This window comes from Shewanella basaltis, from assembly GCF_023283885.1.
Taxonomy (GTDB): domain Bacteria; phylum Pseudomonadota; class Gammaproteobacteria; order Enterobacterales; family Shewanellaceae; genus Shewanella; species Shewanella basaltis.
The window spans coordinates 173,824-188,900 of sequence record NZ_JAKILA010000006.1 but is presented as its reverse complement, the minus strand read 5'-3'; the positions used below and the strand labels follow the sequence as shown (position 1 = coordinate 188,900).

Below are 15,077 nucleotides of genomic sequence, written 5' to 3'. Positions count from 1 at the left end.
AAAAGGGCTTATACTGCGTTGCATGACTTCGAAAGAGAATAACTATTCATTCAGTCATTCGCCTTGTTTAAGCCCTTTTAAATTCTCGCTGAGAGATCACTTGCTAACGCGCAATGGTATAATACCAAAACAGGCTTGTTCTGTGATGCGTTTTTGCGCTTAAAATGCATAGCTCACACTGGCCAATAAAGTACCTGAGTTTTTATATAATCCAGAGTTTACTTCATAATCCCCATCGATATCTGTGTCTAGATAAGCGACAGAAATACCAAAGCCTGATACCTCAGTCGATACGCCAATTGAGTAATCCGAATAACTGTCAAAGCCTTCGCCATCGTCAATGGCATCACCAAAGTTATAACCGTAATGGAGATCTAAACTCCAGTCGTCTGTAAATTCCCAGCTGTAGTTTAACTCTGTGTAGTGCAGGTCAAGATCGCTTCCGCCATAGTCATTGGTATACCAGTAGGCAGCTCTAAACCCGTTAAAGTCAACCCCAGCACTGACTTCTAAATAGTCTAATTCGCTATCGCCAGGGTAGTTATAGCGATAAAGTGTTATGTCGTAACTGGTGTTATCGTTAATTTCGCCATAATAGCCAGCGTACAAGTCTATTTCGACATCTGGACCATTGTAGCCTGGTTCGTCAAAATCAACATTGCTGCCCCAAGCACCCACAAAAAAGCCACTTTCATGGCTCCAATCAATGTTGGCTTGCAGTGCTGGGTCGCCAGCGGTTTGTGATACACCACGAAAGCGGTAATCATTAGTTACACTTACTGCGCCAGAGACTTCGGCAGTCGCTAACGGAGCCAGTAGGGTAGCTGATAGTTAATCCGCTTAACAGTGCAATTCGCGTTTTTTTGAATGTGTTTGACACGATATTATCTCCATTTACCTAAAATGCAGTGACTAGTTATTGCAATATCCAGTCACTGCGTATGCCACTTATCAGAAGCAAAACCGATAGGTTTTGCCTGTACCGCATGGCGGTTAATCGTTATGTTTGTTTAAGCTTGTTGTTCAAACATAACGTAGATTTTTTTACAGTGATTGACGACTTCCCATGTGCCAATAAAGCCAGCAGGAATAACAAATTTGTCGCCTACATTGACCGTTAAGCTGTGGCCATTACTGTCGGTGATAATACTGCTGCCTTCGAGAATGTCGCAATACTCATATTCGCTGTAGTTCACTTGCCATTGGCCAGCTTCACTTTGCCAAACCCCAACGTTGAATTGCTTGCACGGGCTTTCGAAATAATTCTGCACTGATTGCAACGGGTTGCCGCTAATCTTCTTTTCATCCGCTAAGTGATAAGACTCAACGTGGGGAGAATGACTGCTAAACAATGTAATATCGCTAATGTGTTTACTCATACCGTTGCCTTATTTCATGGTTGGCATAATGAATGCCGATGGTTCGTTTGTGTCGAGCGTAGCTTGTGGCCAACGAGCGGTGATGGCTTTGCGTTTGGTATAAAAACGCACGCCATCAGGGCCATGCATGTGCAGTGGACCAAATAATGAACGCTTCCAACCACCAAAGCTATGAAAGGCCATCGGCACAGGGATTGGCACGTTTATGCCGACCATACCCACTTCAACGTGGTGGCAAAAATGACGTGCGACTTGGCCATTTTGAGTAAAAATGGCCGTGCCGTTACCAAACTCATGTTGATTGATGAGTGCTAATGCGTCGGCATAATTGTCAACTCGCACAATGGCCAGTACTGGGCCAAATATTTCTTGTTGGTAAATGCTCATTTGTGGTGTGACATGATCAAACAAGCAGGCACCTAAAAAGTAACCTTGCTGGTGATCGCTAATGCTAATATCGCGACCATCGACTACCAATTTAGCCCCTTCGTTAATACCTGCTTCAACGTAGTCGCGCACTTTGGCTAAATGCTGCGCTGAGATCAGCGGCCCCATGTCCATTTCTGGGGTGATGCCACTGCCGACTTTTAATGCGCTAATTTGTGGCAATAATTTATCGACCAATTTGTCGCCCACATCACCCACTGCCAACACCACAGAGATCGCCATACAACGTTCACCTGCACTACCATATGCAGCTCCCATTAGTGCATTAACAGCTTGATCTAAATCAGCATCGGGCATTAATAGCATGTGATTTTTAGCTCCGCCCAATGCTTGTACCCGTTTACCGTGAGCAGACGCTGTGGTGTAGATATATTCCGCAATCGGGGTTGAGCCAACAAAGCTGACGGCTTTAATATCAGGATGAGTGAGCAGGGCATCAACGGCTTCTTTATCGCCGTTTATGACGTTAAATACTCCATCGGGTAAACCAGCTTGTTTGAGTAACTCAGCAATAAACATGACCGAGCTAGGGTCTTTTTCAGACGGTTTCATTATAAAGGTGTTGCCACAGGCAATGGCAATCGGGAACATCCACATTGGCACCATTACAGGGAAGTTAAATGGCGCAATACCGGCCACAACACCTAAAGCTTGATTAACCGACCATGCGTCAACACCACTTCCGACTTGCTGGGTATGTTCGCCTTTTAATAAGTGCGCAATACCACAGGCAAATTCAACCACTTCAAGCCCGCGAGTAATTTCGCCTTTAGCATCATCAAGCACTTTGCCATGTTCTAAGGTAATCAGTTCTGCCAGTTTGTCGGTATGTTGCTCCACTAACGCTTTAAATTTAAATAATACTCTGGCGCGATTTAGAGGGGTGACTTGTGACCAGGTTGCAAATGCGGTTTTGGCGGCAGCAATGGCATTTGCTACTTCGTCTTGACTGGCTAATGACACTTGACCTCGGGCTTGACCGGTGGCTGGGTCGTAAATGGTTTGTGTACGTTGGCTTTCTTGGGTGATCTGCCCATTGACATAATGGCTGATGTTAAGCATGAACTCTGTCCTTATTGTTAAATGGGTTATCCTGCAGCGTGAATGGCATCAGCAAGGCGATTTACCATGTCATCTATGTGTGATTTTTCGACAATTAATGGCGGCGATAGCGCAATGATGTCTGCCGTGGCGCGCACTAATGTACCGTGTCTGAAACAATGGTCGAATATGTCATAGCCCCGTTTACCTACACCTTTATCACTTGGTGCAAATTGAATCCCGGCAACAAGCCCTGTATTACGAATATCAATGATGTTGGGTAAGCCTTTAAGGCTATGTACGGCTTGTTGAAAATAATCTTCAAGATGTTTAGCTCGTTCGAATAATTGTTCGTTTTCATAAATTGATAACGTAGCTAATGCTGATGCGGCGGCAACGGGGTGGCCTGAATAAGTGTAACCATGGAAAAACTCAATTAATGCTTGTGGGCCATTCATACAAGTGTCGTGTATGCTATTGCTGACAAATACCGCCCCCATGGGGATGGTGCCATTGTTAATGGCTTTGGCCGTGGTGATGATATCGGGTGTCACTTGCCAACGTTCACTGGCAAATGCCGCTCCAACGCGGCCAAAGCCAGTGATGACCTCGTCAAATATTAATAAAATACCGTGTTTTTGGGTGATTTCGCGTAAGCGTTTAAGGTAACCCTGTGGCGGTAAAATGACCCCAGCCGAACCCGACATAGGCTCAACGATAACGGCGGCGATGTTTTCTGCGCCGTGTAGGGTAATCAGTTGCTCAAGCACTTCGGCCTTGTCTACACCGTATGGCGGCAGGCCATAACTAAAGGCATTGTTGGCAATGTCGAGTGTGTGAGGCAGGTGATCAACTCCTGGCAGTAATTGTTGGCTAAAGGTTTTGCGATTATTGCTAATACCGCCAACCGAAATACCACCAAAACCGACACCGTGGTAGCCTAACTCGCGGCCAATAAAGCGTGTGCGACTGGTTTGCCCATTAGCACGATGATAACAAAGCGCCATTTTTAGGGCGGTATCAACCGACTCTGACCCCGAATTAGTAAAAAACACATGGTCTAATCCATCTGGGCTAAGTTGACTGAGTTTATGAGCGAGCTCGAAAGCGAGAGGGTGCCCCATTTGAAATGAGGGTGCATAGTCCATCTGGCTTATTTGTTTACTGACTGCTGCAGAAATCTCTGCTCTGCCATGGCCCGCGTTACAACACCATAATCCGGCTGTGGCATCGAGTACTTCATTGCCATCAATGTCGGTGTAATACATCCCTTGGGCCGACACTAACAACCTTGGATTGGCTTTAAATTGCTTGTTGGCGGTAAATGGCATCCAAAAATGCGCCATATTTGGCCATGTTTGCGCTGAATCGCCTATTCCATTTTGCTGATATTCGCTCATATTTTGACTCTTAAGTGGTCGCTACAATTGTTGAGTACTGTTGAACGTTCAAGATGGTTTTCACTGAGAAAACGCTATCAGTCGAGGTCAACAGACTCTTTGCTATTCATCGCTTACTGGTTAAATAATGAGTGATGAATATTTGCTATGCTATGTCAAAAATAATGAACATTAAAGAGGCTTGTGCATTTATTTAAACTAAATTGGCTAATTTTGTAAAATATATTGAAAATATCTTGCTGTTAAGCATAATCAGGTGACAATATTCATTAACGTTATTGGGTTGTTCGGCCGGGTTAAGAGCAACACAAAAAATCCTTGTTTGGCATCACATTGTGCGGTGCTTATCAATCTATATTTTATGTCGAGGTCACAATGAGTACTCCTGCAAGTCGTAGCGATTGGGAAGCACTAGCAGCAAGCCTACAAATTAATGGTAATGCTTTTATTAATGGCCAGTATCAGGGGGCCGTGTCGGGTGACACTTTTGATTGTATCAGTCCGATTGATGGCCGAGTGCTTGCCAAAGTTGCCAGTTGTGATTTAGCGGATGCCAATATGGCGGTGGCTAATGCGCGCGAGGTATTTGAAGCAGGTACTTGGGCCAATTTACCTCCTGTTAAGCGCAAACAAGTAATGATCAAATTTGCTGATCTGCTAGAAGCCAATGCCGATGAGCTTGCATTACTTGAAACCCTCGATATGGGTAAGCCTATTCAGCATTCAAAAGGCGTCGATGTGGTTGGTGCTGCACGTGCCATTCGTTGGTCGGGTGAAGCGATTGATAAAATTTACGATGAAATTGCACCTACAGCACACAATGAAATTGGCATGATCACCCGCGAAGCTGTGGGGGTTGTGGCCGCGATTGTGCCGTGGAATTTCCCAATGATTATGGCCTGTTGGAAGCTTGGGCCATCGCTTGCGACCGGTAATAGTGTGATTTTAAAACCTTCTGAAAAGTCGCCATTAACCGCCATACGCATGGCGCAGTTAGCGCTAGAGGCGGGGATCCCTGCTGGGGTGTTAAATGTGTTACCTGGTTTTGGTCATACTGTGGGTAAAGCGTTGGCTTTGCATATGGATGTCGATACTTTGGTGTTTACCGGGTCGACTAAAATTGCAAAACAATTAATGATTTACGCAGGTGAATCAAACATGAAACGCGTGTGGTTAGAAGCGGGCGGTAAAAGCCCTAATATCGTGTTTAATGATGCACCAGACTTAAAAGCCGCTGCAGAAGCCGCTGCCGTAGCGATTGCCTTTAACCAAGGTGAAGTGTGCACCGCGGGATCGCGTTTATTAGTTGAGTCGGGCGTTAAAGATGAGTTAATAAAACTGATCATTGAAGAGTTAAAAGGTTGGCAACCAGGTCATCCACTTGACCCTAAAACAACCTGTGGGGCGATGGTTGATCAACAACAGTTAACCAATGTACTTAACTATATTCAATCGGGAAGCGAGCAAGGTGCGACCTTGGTTGACGGCGGTAAACAGGTTATGTCAGAAACGGGCGGTATGTACGTTCAGCCAACCATTTTTAGCAATGTTAACAATAGCATGCGTATTGCCAGTGAAGAAATTTTTGGCCCAGTATTATCGGTTATCGAATTTGATGGTATGGAACAGGCGATTAGCATTGCTAATGATACCATCTATGGTTTAGCCGCAGGGGTTTGGACGTCAAACTTAAGTAAGGCACATAAAACCGCTAAAGCGTTACGCAGCGGCATGGTGTGGATTAATCATTACGATGGCGGTGACATGACAGCGCCTTTCGGTGGGTACAAGCAGTCGGGTAATGGCCGTGATAAGTCATTACATGCGTTTGATAAATACACTGAACTTAAAGCCACTTGGATTGCATTATAGTCATCATTCTGCCTGTGATGTAAACAAAGCTCTTTAGCAATAGCCCTTTAGCAATAGAGGGCTTTTTATTAACCCTTCTTTTAAATATTTTTGCGTAGACTGCCAAGTCGATTATGTCGTTAAAAATTACCGTAACAAATGGATAAAGTTAAATGACCCACAATACCTTCTCTCGGTTATCACTCGTTGTAGCTGCGGTTTTTTTCTGTTTTATTTTATGGGTCATTTATTTAGCCAATACGGGGGCTCAAAGCATATTATTTGATTTAGTCCGCCACATTCCTTACGGCGATAAAGTTGGCCATATGCTGTTGTTTGGATTATTAACCTTTGTGGCCAATTTAGCGTTACAGAATCGACACTTTACACTTGGACGTATTCCGCTTTATTACGGAGCTGTGCTAGTGTCAACCTTTGTGTTGATTGAGGAAATCAGCCAAGGCTTTATTCCGTCAAGAACCTTAGACATCATCGACTTAATGGCCGATGCTATTGGTATTACCTTATTCAGTTATTTAAGCGGTTTAACTCAGCGTTATATTGATAAACTGCGGCAACAAAGCGCATGAACTCATCTCCATTAGATTAACAATATACATAGTGAGGTTTAATGTGAATTCTCCTTTAGTGACTACAGACTGGCTGGCGTTACACCTTAACGATCCAGACCTTGTTATACTCGATGCCAGCATCGAAGTGGTACTGGGTAAAGAACCCCTGCTATACGATGAGTTATATGTCATCCCTGGTGCTATTTCTTGCCAAATCGATAAGTTGTTATTTGACCATCATTGCCCGCAAACTCATGCTATGCCAACGCCGGAGCAATTTACTGAGGCGGCGAAAATCCTTGGTATCACCCATAACAGCACAGTGGTGATTTACGATGATCAAGGGATTTATTCGGCTCCACGAGCTTGGTGGACATTTAAAGCCATGGGTTTTGAAAACGTGTTTGTACTCGACGGTGGCTTACCTCAGTGGCAACTTGAAGGTAAAGATACTGTGCGCCAATTTGCTAGCCCAACTCAACCTGGTGACATAAAAGGGCGATTGTTACCACACAGGGTATGTGACACCGAGTTTGTATTAACTCACCTTGGCCATGCGAATGTAGATATTATTGATGCCCGCGCAGCCGGACGTTTTAATGGCACATCTCCTGAGCCGCGTGTCGGTATGCGCAGTGGCCATATTCCCGGATCGTTAAACCTGCCTTTTGCCCAAGTACTCGATGGTTTTAAAATGAAACCAACCAAAGCGTTGCATACGCTTTTTGCAAACCTTGACACCAACAACAATGCTACCCGTGTGTTTAGCTGTGGTTCTGGTATTACGGCCTGCATTTTAATTTTGGCCTCGTATGTTACTGGTCATCATCAAGCCGCTTTATATGATGGTTCTTGGGCCGTGTGGGGCGGTGATGCGGCGCTGCCTATCGAATAATGACAGTACTGCAGAGCCTAGGGTCTGTTGATCTTTGCTGGTTGAATTTTGTTCGAGTTAAAAACGTTTTAATCGAGGCGAATGGATTGAAGCCTAGCCACCTAAGCAAAATCTATTCAACAAAGAGTAAAACGTTTTTAGCCGAACCCTGTGGGCAGCGTTTGTTGGTCATTTTTACTGCGTTATCGACTTTTTATGTAGAATAACTACACTTCAAAGTCTCTGCCTTGTATAAAAGACCAACAATTCGCTGCAAAAATAACCTTGAAAGATCAACAGACCTCAGGGTTGTATGTTGCTGACGTGCAACCTTAACAGGCGCTTTTCTCTCCCGTTGTGATTTATGAATGTGTGCAAACTACTATTTAGTGCAGGCAGTCTTAAATGATAAGATATATACCTAAGCAACCTCAAGATGCACAGTTCAGAGCCCCTTATTACGTTCAGGTCAAGGCGAAAGTTGACGTAATGAGTGGCTCCCATGGGCGAGTTTGATTGGCTTTTATACTTTGTTGCTGATTATCAACGTAGAACAACTATGTATCTAATCAGCGCCGCGCCTAAAAGCCAATCAATTCTTGCTGAACACGCACCTTGAGGTTGTTTGGGTATACAATACTATTTCAACGACGATAAACTCACCCAGTGAAACGTGGCAATTGGCCTAATTATCCGTGTGATGATTGCAGTCATTCGATTTATTCAGTTGATTAATGTTTGTTGTATTTCAATTTTGCGCCCATGCGATGGCGCACAGCCTTATAGTTTTTAAGCATTACTGGAGACAAAACTCATGACAAACGTGACTATGGATGCCACGCAGTTAACGACTAAGCCATTAAACGATGGTTTTAGCATGCCTGGCGAATGGGCAGAGCAGCAAGCTGTGTGGATGCTTTGGCCATATCGTCCAGATAACTGGCGTTCTGCAGGGGCATATGCTCAAGCAACGTTTGCTAAAGTAGCCGACGCTATAGGTGCTGTAACACCTGTGTATATGGGCGTTCCCAAAGCCTTTTTGACCGAAGCGAAAGCCGTGATGCCTGCTCACGTTACCTTGGTTGAGATTGACAGCAACGATTGTTGGGCCCGCGATACCGGACCAACGGTTGTGGTTAATGATAAAGGTGAATGCCGTGGTGTTGATTGGGGTTTTAATGCTTGGGGTGGCCATAATGGTGGGTTGTACTTCCCATGGGACAAAGATGAGCTAGTTGCCGAGCAAATGCTTAAACAGCATGGTTTTGCACGTTACCAAGCACCACTTATCCTTGAAGGTGGCTCTATTCATGTTGATGGTGAAGGCACCTGTATGACGACGGCAGAATGCTTACTTAACAGTAACCGCAATCCTGATCTTAGTCGTGAGCAGATAGAAGCATTATTGTCGCAATATCTCAATGTACAGCAGTTTATTTGGTTACCAGATGGGGTATACATGGATGAGACCGACGGACATATTGATAATATGTGCTGTTTTGCTCGCCCAGGTGAAGTGATTTTACACTGGACTGATGACCAAAACGATCCGCAATATGCTCGTTCAAAAGCCGCATTAGAGATATTACAAAATACTGTCGATGCTAAGGGGCGTAAATTAAAAATTCATTTATTGCCACAGCCTGGCCCATTGTATTGCACAGCAGAAGAAGCGCAAGGTGTTGAGCAGGGGACGGGTGTACCTCGCACCGCCGGCGAGCGTTTAGCAGGCTCATATGCAAACTTTTTAATTACCAATAACCGTATTGTTTTTCCGTTACTTGACCCCGCAACAGATGATATTGCTGCGCAAAAATTACAAGAAATTTTCCCAGAATATGACATTGTAGGCGTACCGGCTCGTGAAATTTTATTAGGTGGCGGCAATATTCATTGTATTACTCAACAAATTCCCTCTGGAAAATAAGTAAACCCAAGGAGAGCGCGATGACTCATCACGTCACTGTTGTTTTATCACAATTGGCTTTCAAGGAGAGGTCGTAATATGTTTGAAGTCACTGAAGTTTCTATTGCCCAGTTACGTGAGGCCTTGCAATCCGGTCGCACCACGGCAGTTGAGTTAGTGAAGTCTTATTTTGCTAGGGTCGATGCCTACGATGGCCCAGCAACCGAAACCAAGCTTAATGCACTGGTGGTTCGTAATCCTGATGCCATTAAAGAAGCTGAGGCTTCAGACGCCCGCCGAGCAAAAGGTGAAACCCTCAGCCCACTAGATGGTATTCCATATACGGCTAAAGACAGTTATTTAGTTAAAGGACTTACTGCAGCCTCTGGTAGCCCGGCGTTTAAAGACCTAGTGGCGCAATATGATGCCTTTGCTGTAGAGCGTTTGCGTGCTGCGGGGGCTATTTGTTTGGGTAAAACCAATATGCCACCTATGGCAAATGGTGGTATGCAGCGTGGTCACTATGGCCGTGCAGAAAGCCCATACAATGCTAATTACCTAACCGCTCCGTTTGCTTCAGGATCGTCTAATGGCGCCGGCACCGGAACCGCTGCAAGTTATTCTGCGTTTGGTCTTGCTGAAGAGACCTGGTCAAGCGGACGTGGGCCAGCGTCAAACAACGGCCTATGTGCTTATACTCCATCACGCGGGGTGATATCTGTGCGGGGTAATTGGCCATTAACGCCAACGATGGATGTTGTGGTGCCTTACACTCGTACTATGGCAGACATGCTCGAAGTACTTGATATTATTGTGGCAGACGACCCTATTACTCGAGGTGATTTATGGCGCCTGCAACCTTGGGTTGAGATCCCTAAAGCATCAACAGTGCGCCCAGCATCTTACTTAGAGCTTGCTGCCAGTACCGATATGCTAAAGGGGAAACGTTTTGGTGTGCCGCGCATGTACATTAATAAAGATGAATTGGCTGGCACCAGTGAAAACCCCGGTATTGGTGGCCCGACCGGGCAACGAATTCATACTCGCTCGTCGGTCATTGATTTATGGGAAGCAGCACGCAGCGCATTAGAGAGTGCTGGCGCACAGGTCATTGAGGTTGATTTTCCTTTGGTGTCTAACTGTGAAGGTGATCGTCCCGGCGCACCAACGGTTTTTAATCGTGGCATCGTGAGCCCAGAGTTTCTTGAAGATGAGCTATGGGCTTTATCGGGTTGGGCTTTCGATGAGTTTTTGCGTGCTAACAACGACCCCAAATTGAACAAACTTGCTGATGTAAATGGCCATCTGATATTCCCTCATGACTTAGGCACCCTGCCAAACCGTGAGGGTGACCTTGCTGCTGGCATGGATGAGTACGTCAACATGGCCAAAAGAGGGCTTAAATCGTATAACCAAATCGATAGCGTACCGGACGGACTGCGTGGTTTGGAAAAAACACGCAAGTTAGATTTAGAAGACTGGATGGACGAGCTTAAGCTTGATGCTGTGTTGTTCCCAACTGTAGCAGATGTAGGCCCTGCAGATGCGCATGTTAATCCTGCTTCTGCTGATATTGCATGGAGCAATGGTATTTGGGTTGCTAACGGTAACCTTGCTATTCGCCACTTAGGCGTACCAACAGTCACAGTACCTATGGGAGTGATGGCCGATATTGGCATGCCTGTCGGACTAACCTTTGCTGGACGTGCTTATGACGATAACAACTTACTTAAGTTTGCCGGTGCATTTGAGGCCACGGGTAGCAAACGCGCTATTCCTCCACGTACACCAGCACTTAGGGGAAATTAATCTTTAAGGTTGTTTTGCAGCGAATGGATGGCCATGACTAATACGGCAGAAACGTTGATGCAGTGATGCTAAATAAGCAGTCAATAACGCCGTAAAAATGGTCAACAAACGCTGCCCGTAAGGTTTGGCTAAAATATTACTCTTTGATTAACACCTTATAGCTTAAACAAGGTTCAGCCAGCAAAGAGCAGCAGGCCCTAGTCAGTAAGCTGATTATTAATACAAAAAATGGGATTGGCTTGTTTAAGCCAGTCCCATTTTTTTATGTAATCCAATCATTACTAAAATGGTAAAATCGTTTATCACTTCGTTACAAATGTTGCAGGTACAACAACCAGCTCGCTGCAATTTCTGCTTTGTTCTAAGCCATTTTTCTACGCAATCTCTGATCGTTTATTTATCCTGATTGGTATAAAAATTAGCGTAACTGAGCGAGATAAATAAAAATTTCATGCCAATTTGATTTATTCATCTCTTTACCAGCGTTGAGGTAAATCAATTTTGCCAACCTAGAGTAAATCTTTCATTCTGTGATATAGCATGCCTGCGGCTAGCAAGGGCGATCTAAACATTGGCCCGCCTGGAAAGGTCATGTGTTTAATGTCATTAAATACATCAATGCGTTGTGATTGCTGACTAATGGCTTCTGCAATGAGTCTTGCTGCCATGTGGGTGGCGTTAACCCCATGGCCAGCATAGGCCTGGGCAAAGTAGATGTTGGCAGCATCAGGTAGGCGGCCAATTTGCGGCATGCGGTTAGCGCCTATGCCCATCATGCCGCCCCATTCATAATCAATTCTAATGCCTTTTAGCTGCGGGAAGACTTTTTCAAGATTGGGTCTTAAAGCAGCCTCTATGTCTTTAGGATCTTTACCCGAATAGGTGCATAAACCACCAAATAACAGACGGCGATCGGCAGATAAGTGAAAATAATCTAGGGCTACCCGCATGTCTGCAAAAGCCATATTTTGCGGGATAATACTGGCGCATTGTTGTGGGGTTAAAGGTTCAGTAGCCAGTAAGTAAGTGCCTGTGGGTAAGACCTTTCCGCCTAAGTAGGGGCTTAATGAATGACCAATATAACCGTTGCCAGCAATAACAATATAATCACAGGTGACTTGCCCTTGTGCGGTTATCACTTTGGGTTTATCGCCTTTAACAATTTTTTCGGCTGGGCTGTATTCAAATAATTGTGCGCCCAGTTCTCGAGCGACTCTGGCTTCGCCTAACGCTAAGTTAAGAGGGTGTAAATGGCCACTGCCCATATCGACAAGTGCACCTTGATAAAAGTCTGAGCCGATAACCTCACCAATTTGGCTTCGATCAAGCAGTTTGATTGGTTTTTGGTAGCCTTGACGTTGAAGCTCGTGAAACTCTTCGGCTAGGTCATCCATATGCCTTGGTTTTACCGCTAGATCGCAGTAGCCCATGTGTAAATCGCAATCAATATGGTGTTCGTTAATACGCTCAATCACAATGTCAACAGCTTCGAACCCCATTTGCTCAATAGCGTTAACCCCTTGCTCACCGATTTCATTTTTAAATTGGCTTGCATCATGGCCAATACCGCGAATGAGCTCGCCGCCATTGCGGCCCGAGGCGCCCCAACCAATACGTTTCGCTTCTAGTAACACCACTGAGTAACCGCGCTGTCTGAGTTCTATTGCGGTATTAATGCCACTAAATCCACCGCCAATAATGCACACATCTGCGTTGATGTTTTCTGTTAATCTTGGGTGTTCAAATAAATCGTTAGCAGTAGCTAGGTAAAAGGAGTCTGGGTAGTGTTGGCTATGGATAGGGGATTTTGCAGGCATAAAGACTCCATGTTATTGATTTTATAGTGGTCAATAACGTAAAAATGAATAGCGATTAAGTATAAAACAGGCACTAGGTGTGCATTTTATTTAACACGTATTTAGTGTAAAATACAATTCCTTTGATTTATATCCACTAACGTGATTAATTGATACTGAGTGTTGTATAAGTGTTAATAATCTACAACACTTATGCTGTGTTTTTAGCAACCCAATCTAGGAGAACGAATTTGGACATTGGTGCAAGCCTAAAAGCTGTACGTAAGTTGAAAGGTTTATCGCAGCGTGAGCTGGCTAAGCGTGCAGGCGTGACCAACAGCACAATTTCAATGATTGAAAAAAACAGTGTAAGTCCATCTGTTAGTTCATTAAAAAAAGTGTTGGCTGGGATCCCAATGTCACTAGTGGATTTTTTCTCAATTGACGATGGCGCCATAGGCGATCAAAAAGTGGTTTATCGTGCCAATGAATTGCTTGATATCGGCACGGGTGACTTAGTGTATAAGTTAATTGGACGAGATTACCCTAATCGTGCAATGTCGCTAATGAGCGAAACTTACCCTGTTAATGCTGATACTGGCCCTGATATGTTGCAGCATGAAGGGGAAGAAGGCGGGATCATTGTTGAAGGTAAACTTGAAGTCACCGTGGGTGAAGAGGTTTTTGTGTTAGAAAAAGGTGACAGCTACTATTTTAACAGTCAGCAACCACATCGTTTTCGAAATCCATTTGATGAACCTTGCCGTTTAGTGAGTGCGACCACGCCAGCAGATTTTTAACCCATCAGTGTCGACGGGATAATTGCCTATTTGAGTGCGGTTATCCCTGTTACCTTGTTTTCATTATTGATTGTTCCCCCTATATGCTAGCGGATAAACGTTCGCGGTGTTGGTTATTTTCTTGCTTTGCCATATACAAGGCCTAGCATAATAACAAACCGAGATGTAACTATTGTGTAAATAATATAAAGCAATACTAGCCCTTTTATTGTGCGTCACGGCACTATTTTGGTGCAAAATACGTTGTGAAATCGCGAGGTTAAATCGGTCTATTCTATTTTAATACCTTGGCTGCTGTATTGTTATTGATATGTTTTTAAGGGGTTTTGTTTTTATCATCTGTTATCCTCTTGCCTAGCTAAAAAAATGCGTGTAGTGTGTGAAAAAATGAACACATAAACAATAAGTTCATCACTCTTCTTTGCTAAAGGTGAGATATGTCTCAATCAAGTCCTCCTCTCATTGGGGTGATAGCCTGTAATCAACAAATAGGCTTACATCCTTTTAATATCGTGGGTGAAAAGTATCTGCTCAGCGTCGTCAACGGTGCGAAAGGTTTTCCTTTGGTTATTCCATCTTTAGGTATTGATTTACCTACAAAAAGCCTTCTTTCTCGACTGGATGGAATTTTATTTACTGGCTCCCCATCAAATGTTGAACCCCATCATTACCAAGGACAACCCAGTGAGGAAGGTACTCATCATGATGCTAAGCGTGATGCAACAACGTTACCGTTAATTCGTGCAGCGATTGATATGGGGATCCCGGTATTGGGTATTTGCCGTGGCTTTCAAGAAATGAATGTGGTGTATGGCGGCAGCCTGCATCAAAAATTACATGAAGTTGGCACATTTATTGAACATAGAGAAGACAAGTATGCTGCTCTTGATGTGCAATATGGGCCATCACATCCAATTAATTTGGTCGCCGGTGGGCTCCTTCACGATGCGTGGGGCTGTGACACTGCAGAGGTTAACTCTGTTCATACTCAAGGCGTGGAGCGCCTGGGTGAGGGGTTACAGCCAGAAGCGTTTGCTCCAGACGGATTAGTTGAAGCATTTTCAGTGAAAAATGCCAAAAATTTTGCATTAGGTGTCCAGTGGCATCCAGAATGGAAAGTAACCGAAAATGCGTTTTATTCGGCTATTTTTGAGGCATTCGGGCAGGCTTGCAGGCAATATGCAGCAACACAAGTGAGATAA

11 protein-coding genes and 2 pseudogenes are annotated in these 15,077 nt (G+C 44.5%); 8 read left to right on the top strand and 5 right to left on the bottom strand.

The window, feature by feature from the left end; genetic code table 11:
- Positions 1-159: 159 nt before the first annotated feature.
- The 4 genes and pseudogenes from L2703_RS07000 to aptA form a co-directional block, all read right to left on the bottom strand.
- A pseudogene (locus tag L2703_RS07000) lies at positions 160-880 on the bottom strand (TorF family putative porin).
- A 130-nt stretch (positions 881-1,010) separates the two neighbouring features.
- Positions 1,011-1,379, bottom strand: coding sequence for a cupin domain-containing protein (locus tag L2703_RS06995; RefSeq protein ID WP_248970397.1), 369 nt, complete (start codon positions 1,377-1,379; stop codon positions 1,011-1,013).
- A 9-nt stretch (positions 1,380-1,388) separates the two neighbouring features.
- Positions 1,389-2,888, bottom strand: coding sequence for a CoA-acylating methylmalonate-semialdehyde dehydrogenase (locus L2703_RS06990; RefSeq protein ID WP_248970396.1), 1,500 nt, complete (start codon positions 2,886-2,888; stop codon positions 1,389-1,391).
- Positions 2,889-2,914: 26 nt separating this feature from the next.
- Positions 2,915-4,267 carry an omega-aminotransferase AptA gene (aptA, locus tag L2703_RS06985; RefSeq protein ID WP_248970395.1) on the bottom strand — a complete coding sequence of 451 codons (1,353 nt, stop codon included), beginning with the start codon at positions 4,265-4,267 and terminating at the stop codon, positions 2,915-2,917.
- Between the two features lie 375 nt (positions 4,268-4,642).
- On the opposite strand from aptA, the gene L2703_RS06980 reads away from it, so the two are divergent.
- The 6 genes and pseudogenes from L2703_RS06980 (at position 4,643) to L2703_RS06955 (ending at position 11,279) form a co-directional block, all read left to right on the top strand.
- Positions 4,643-6,139, top strand: coding sequence for an aldehyde dehydrogenase (locus L2703_RS06980; protein ID WP_248970394.1), 1,497 nt, complete (start codon positions 4,643-4,645; stop codon positions 6,137-6,139).
- A 152-nt stretch (positions 6,140-6,291) separates the two neighbouring features.
- Complete coding sequence (locus L2703_RS06975) at positions 6,292-6,708, top strand: VanZ family protein (protein WP_248970393.1); 417 nt, start codon at positions 6,292-6,294, stop codon at positions 6,706-6,708.
- Positions 6,709-6,751: 43 nt separating this feature from the next.
- Positions 6,752-7,585 (top strand): sulfurtransferase, encoded by an 834-nt coding sequence (locus L2703_RS06970; protein ID WP_248970392.1) that lies wholly within the window; start codon positions 6,752-6,754, stop codon positions 7,583-7,585.
- Positions 7,586-7,671: 86 nt separating this feature from the next.
- A pseudogene (locus L2703_RS06965) lies at positions 7,672-7,887 on the top strand (hypothetical protein).
- A 491-nt stretch (positions 7,888-8,378) separates the two neighbouring features.
- Entirely contained in the window at positions 8,379-9,491 is a 1,113-nt protein-coding gene (gene aguA, locus L2703_RS06960) for an agmatine deiminase (protein ID WP_248970391.1), read from the top strand.
- 78 nt (positions 9,492-9,569) lie between these two features.
- Entirely contained in the window at positions 9,570-11,279 is a 1,710-nt protein-coding gene (locus tag L2703_RS06955; RefSeq protein WP_248970390.1) for an amidase, read from the top strand.
- A gap of 509 nt (positions 11,280-11,788) precedes the next feature.
- On the opposite strand, the gene L2703_RS06950 is transcribed toward L2703_RS06955, so the two are convergent.
- The gene (locus tag L2703_RS06950; RefSeq protein ID WP_248970389.1) at positions 11,789-13,096 is read right to left on the bottom strand and encodes an NAD(P)/FAD-dependent oxidoreductase; all 1,308 of its coding nucleotides are present in this window, start codon (positions 13,094-13,096) and stop codon (positions 11,789-11,791) included.
- 230 nt (positions 13,097-13,326) lie between these two features.
- On the opposite strand from L2703_RS06950, the gene L2703_RS06945 reads away from it, so the two are divergent.
- Together L2703_RS06945 and L2703_RS06940 are read left to right on the top strand one after the other, a co-directional pair.
- Positions 13,327-13,875: a cupin domain-containing protein gene (locus tag L2703_RS06945; protein WP_248970388.1), complete on the top strand. Its 549-nt coding sequence runs from the start codon at positions 13,327-13,329 to the stop codon at positions 13,873-13,875.
- A gap of 437 nt (positions 13,876-14,312) precedes the next feature.
- Positions 14,313-15,077: a gamma-glutamyl-gamma-aminobutyrate hydrolase family protein gene (locus L2703_RS06940; protein WP_248970387.1), complete on the top strand. Its 765-nt coding sequence runs from the start codon at positions 14,313-14,315 to the stop codon at positions 15,075-15,077.

Bases quoted from the DNA above. Each gene is read 5' to 3' on its own strand.
- L2703_RS06950 (WP_248970389.1), bottom strand. From the start codon at position 13,096: ATGCCTGCAAAATCCCCTATCCATAGCCAACACTACCCAGACTCCTTT.
- aptA (WP_248970395.1), bottom strand. From the start codon at position 4,267: ATGAGCGAATATCAGCAAAATGGAATAGGCGATTCAGCGCAAACATGG.
- L2703_RS06955 (WP_248970390.1), top strand. From the start codon at position 9,570: ATGTTTGAAGTCACTGAAGTTTCTATTGCCCAGTTACGTGAGGCCTTG.
- L2703_RS06990 (WP_248970396.1), bottom strand. From the start codon at position 2,888: ATGCTTAACATCAGCCATTATGTCAATGGGCAGATCACCCAAGAAAGC.
- L2703_RS06995 (WP_248970397.1), bottom strand. From the start codon at position 1,379: ATGAGTAAACACATTAGCGATATTACATTGTTTAGCAGTCATTCTCCC.
- L2703_RS06980 (WP_248970394.1), top strand. From the start codon at position 4,643: ATGAGTACTCCTGCAAGTCGTAGCGATTGGGAAGCACTAGCAGCAAGC.
- aguA (WP_248970391.1), top strand. From the start codon at position 8,379: ATGACAAACGTGACTATGGATGCCACGCAGTTAACGACTAAGCCATTA.
- L2703_RS06940 (WP_248970387.1), top strand. From the start codon at position 14,313: ATGTCTCAATCAAGTCCTCCTCTCATTGGGGTGATAGCCTGTAATCAA.
- L2703_RS06975 (WP_248970393.1), top strand. From the start codon at position 6,292: ATGACCCACAATACCTTCTCTCGGTTATCACTCGTTGTAGCTGCGGTT.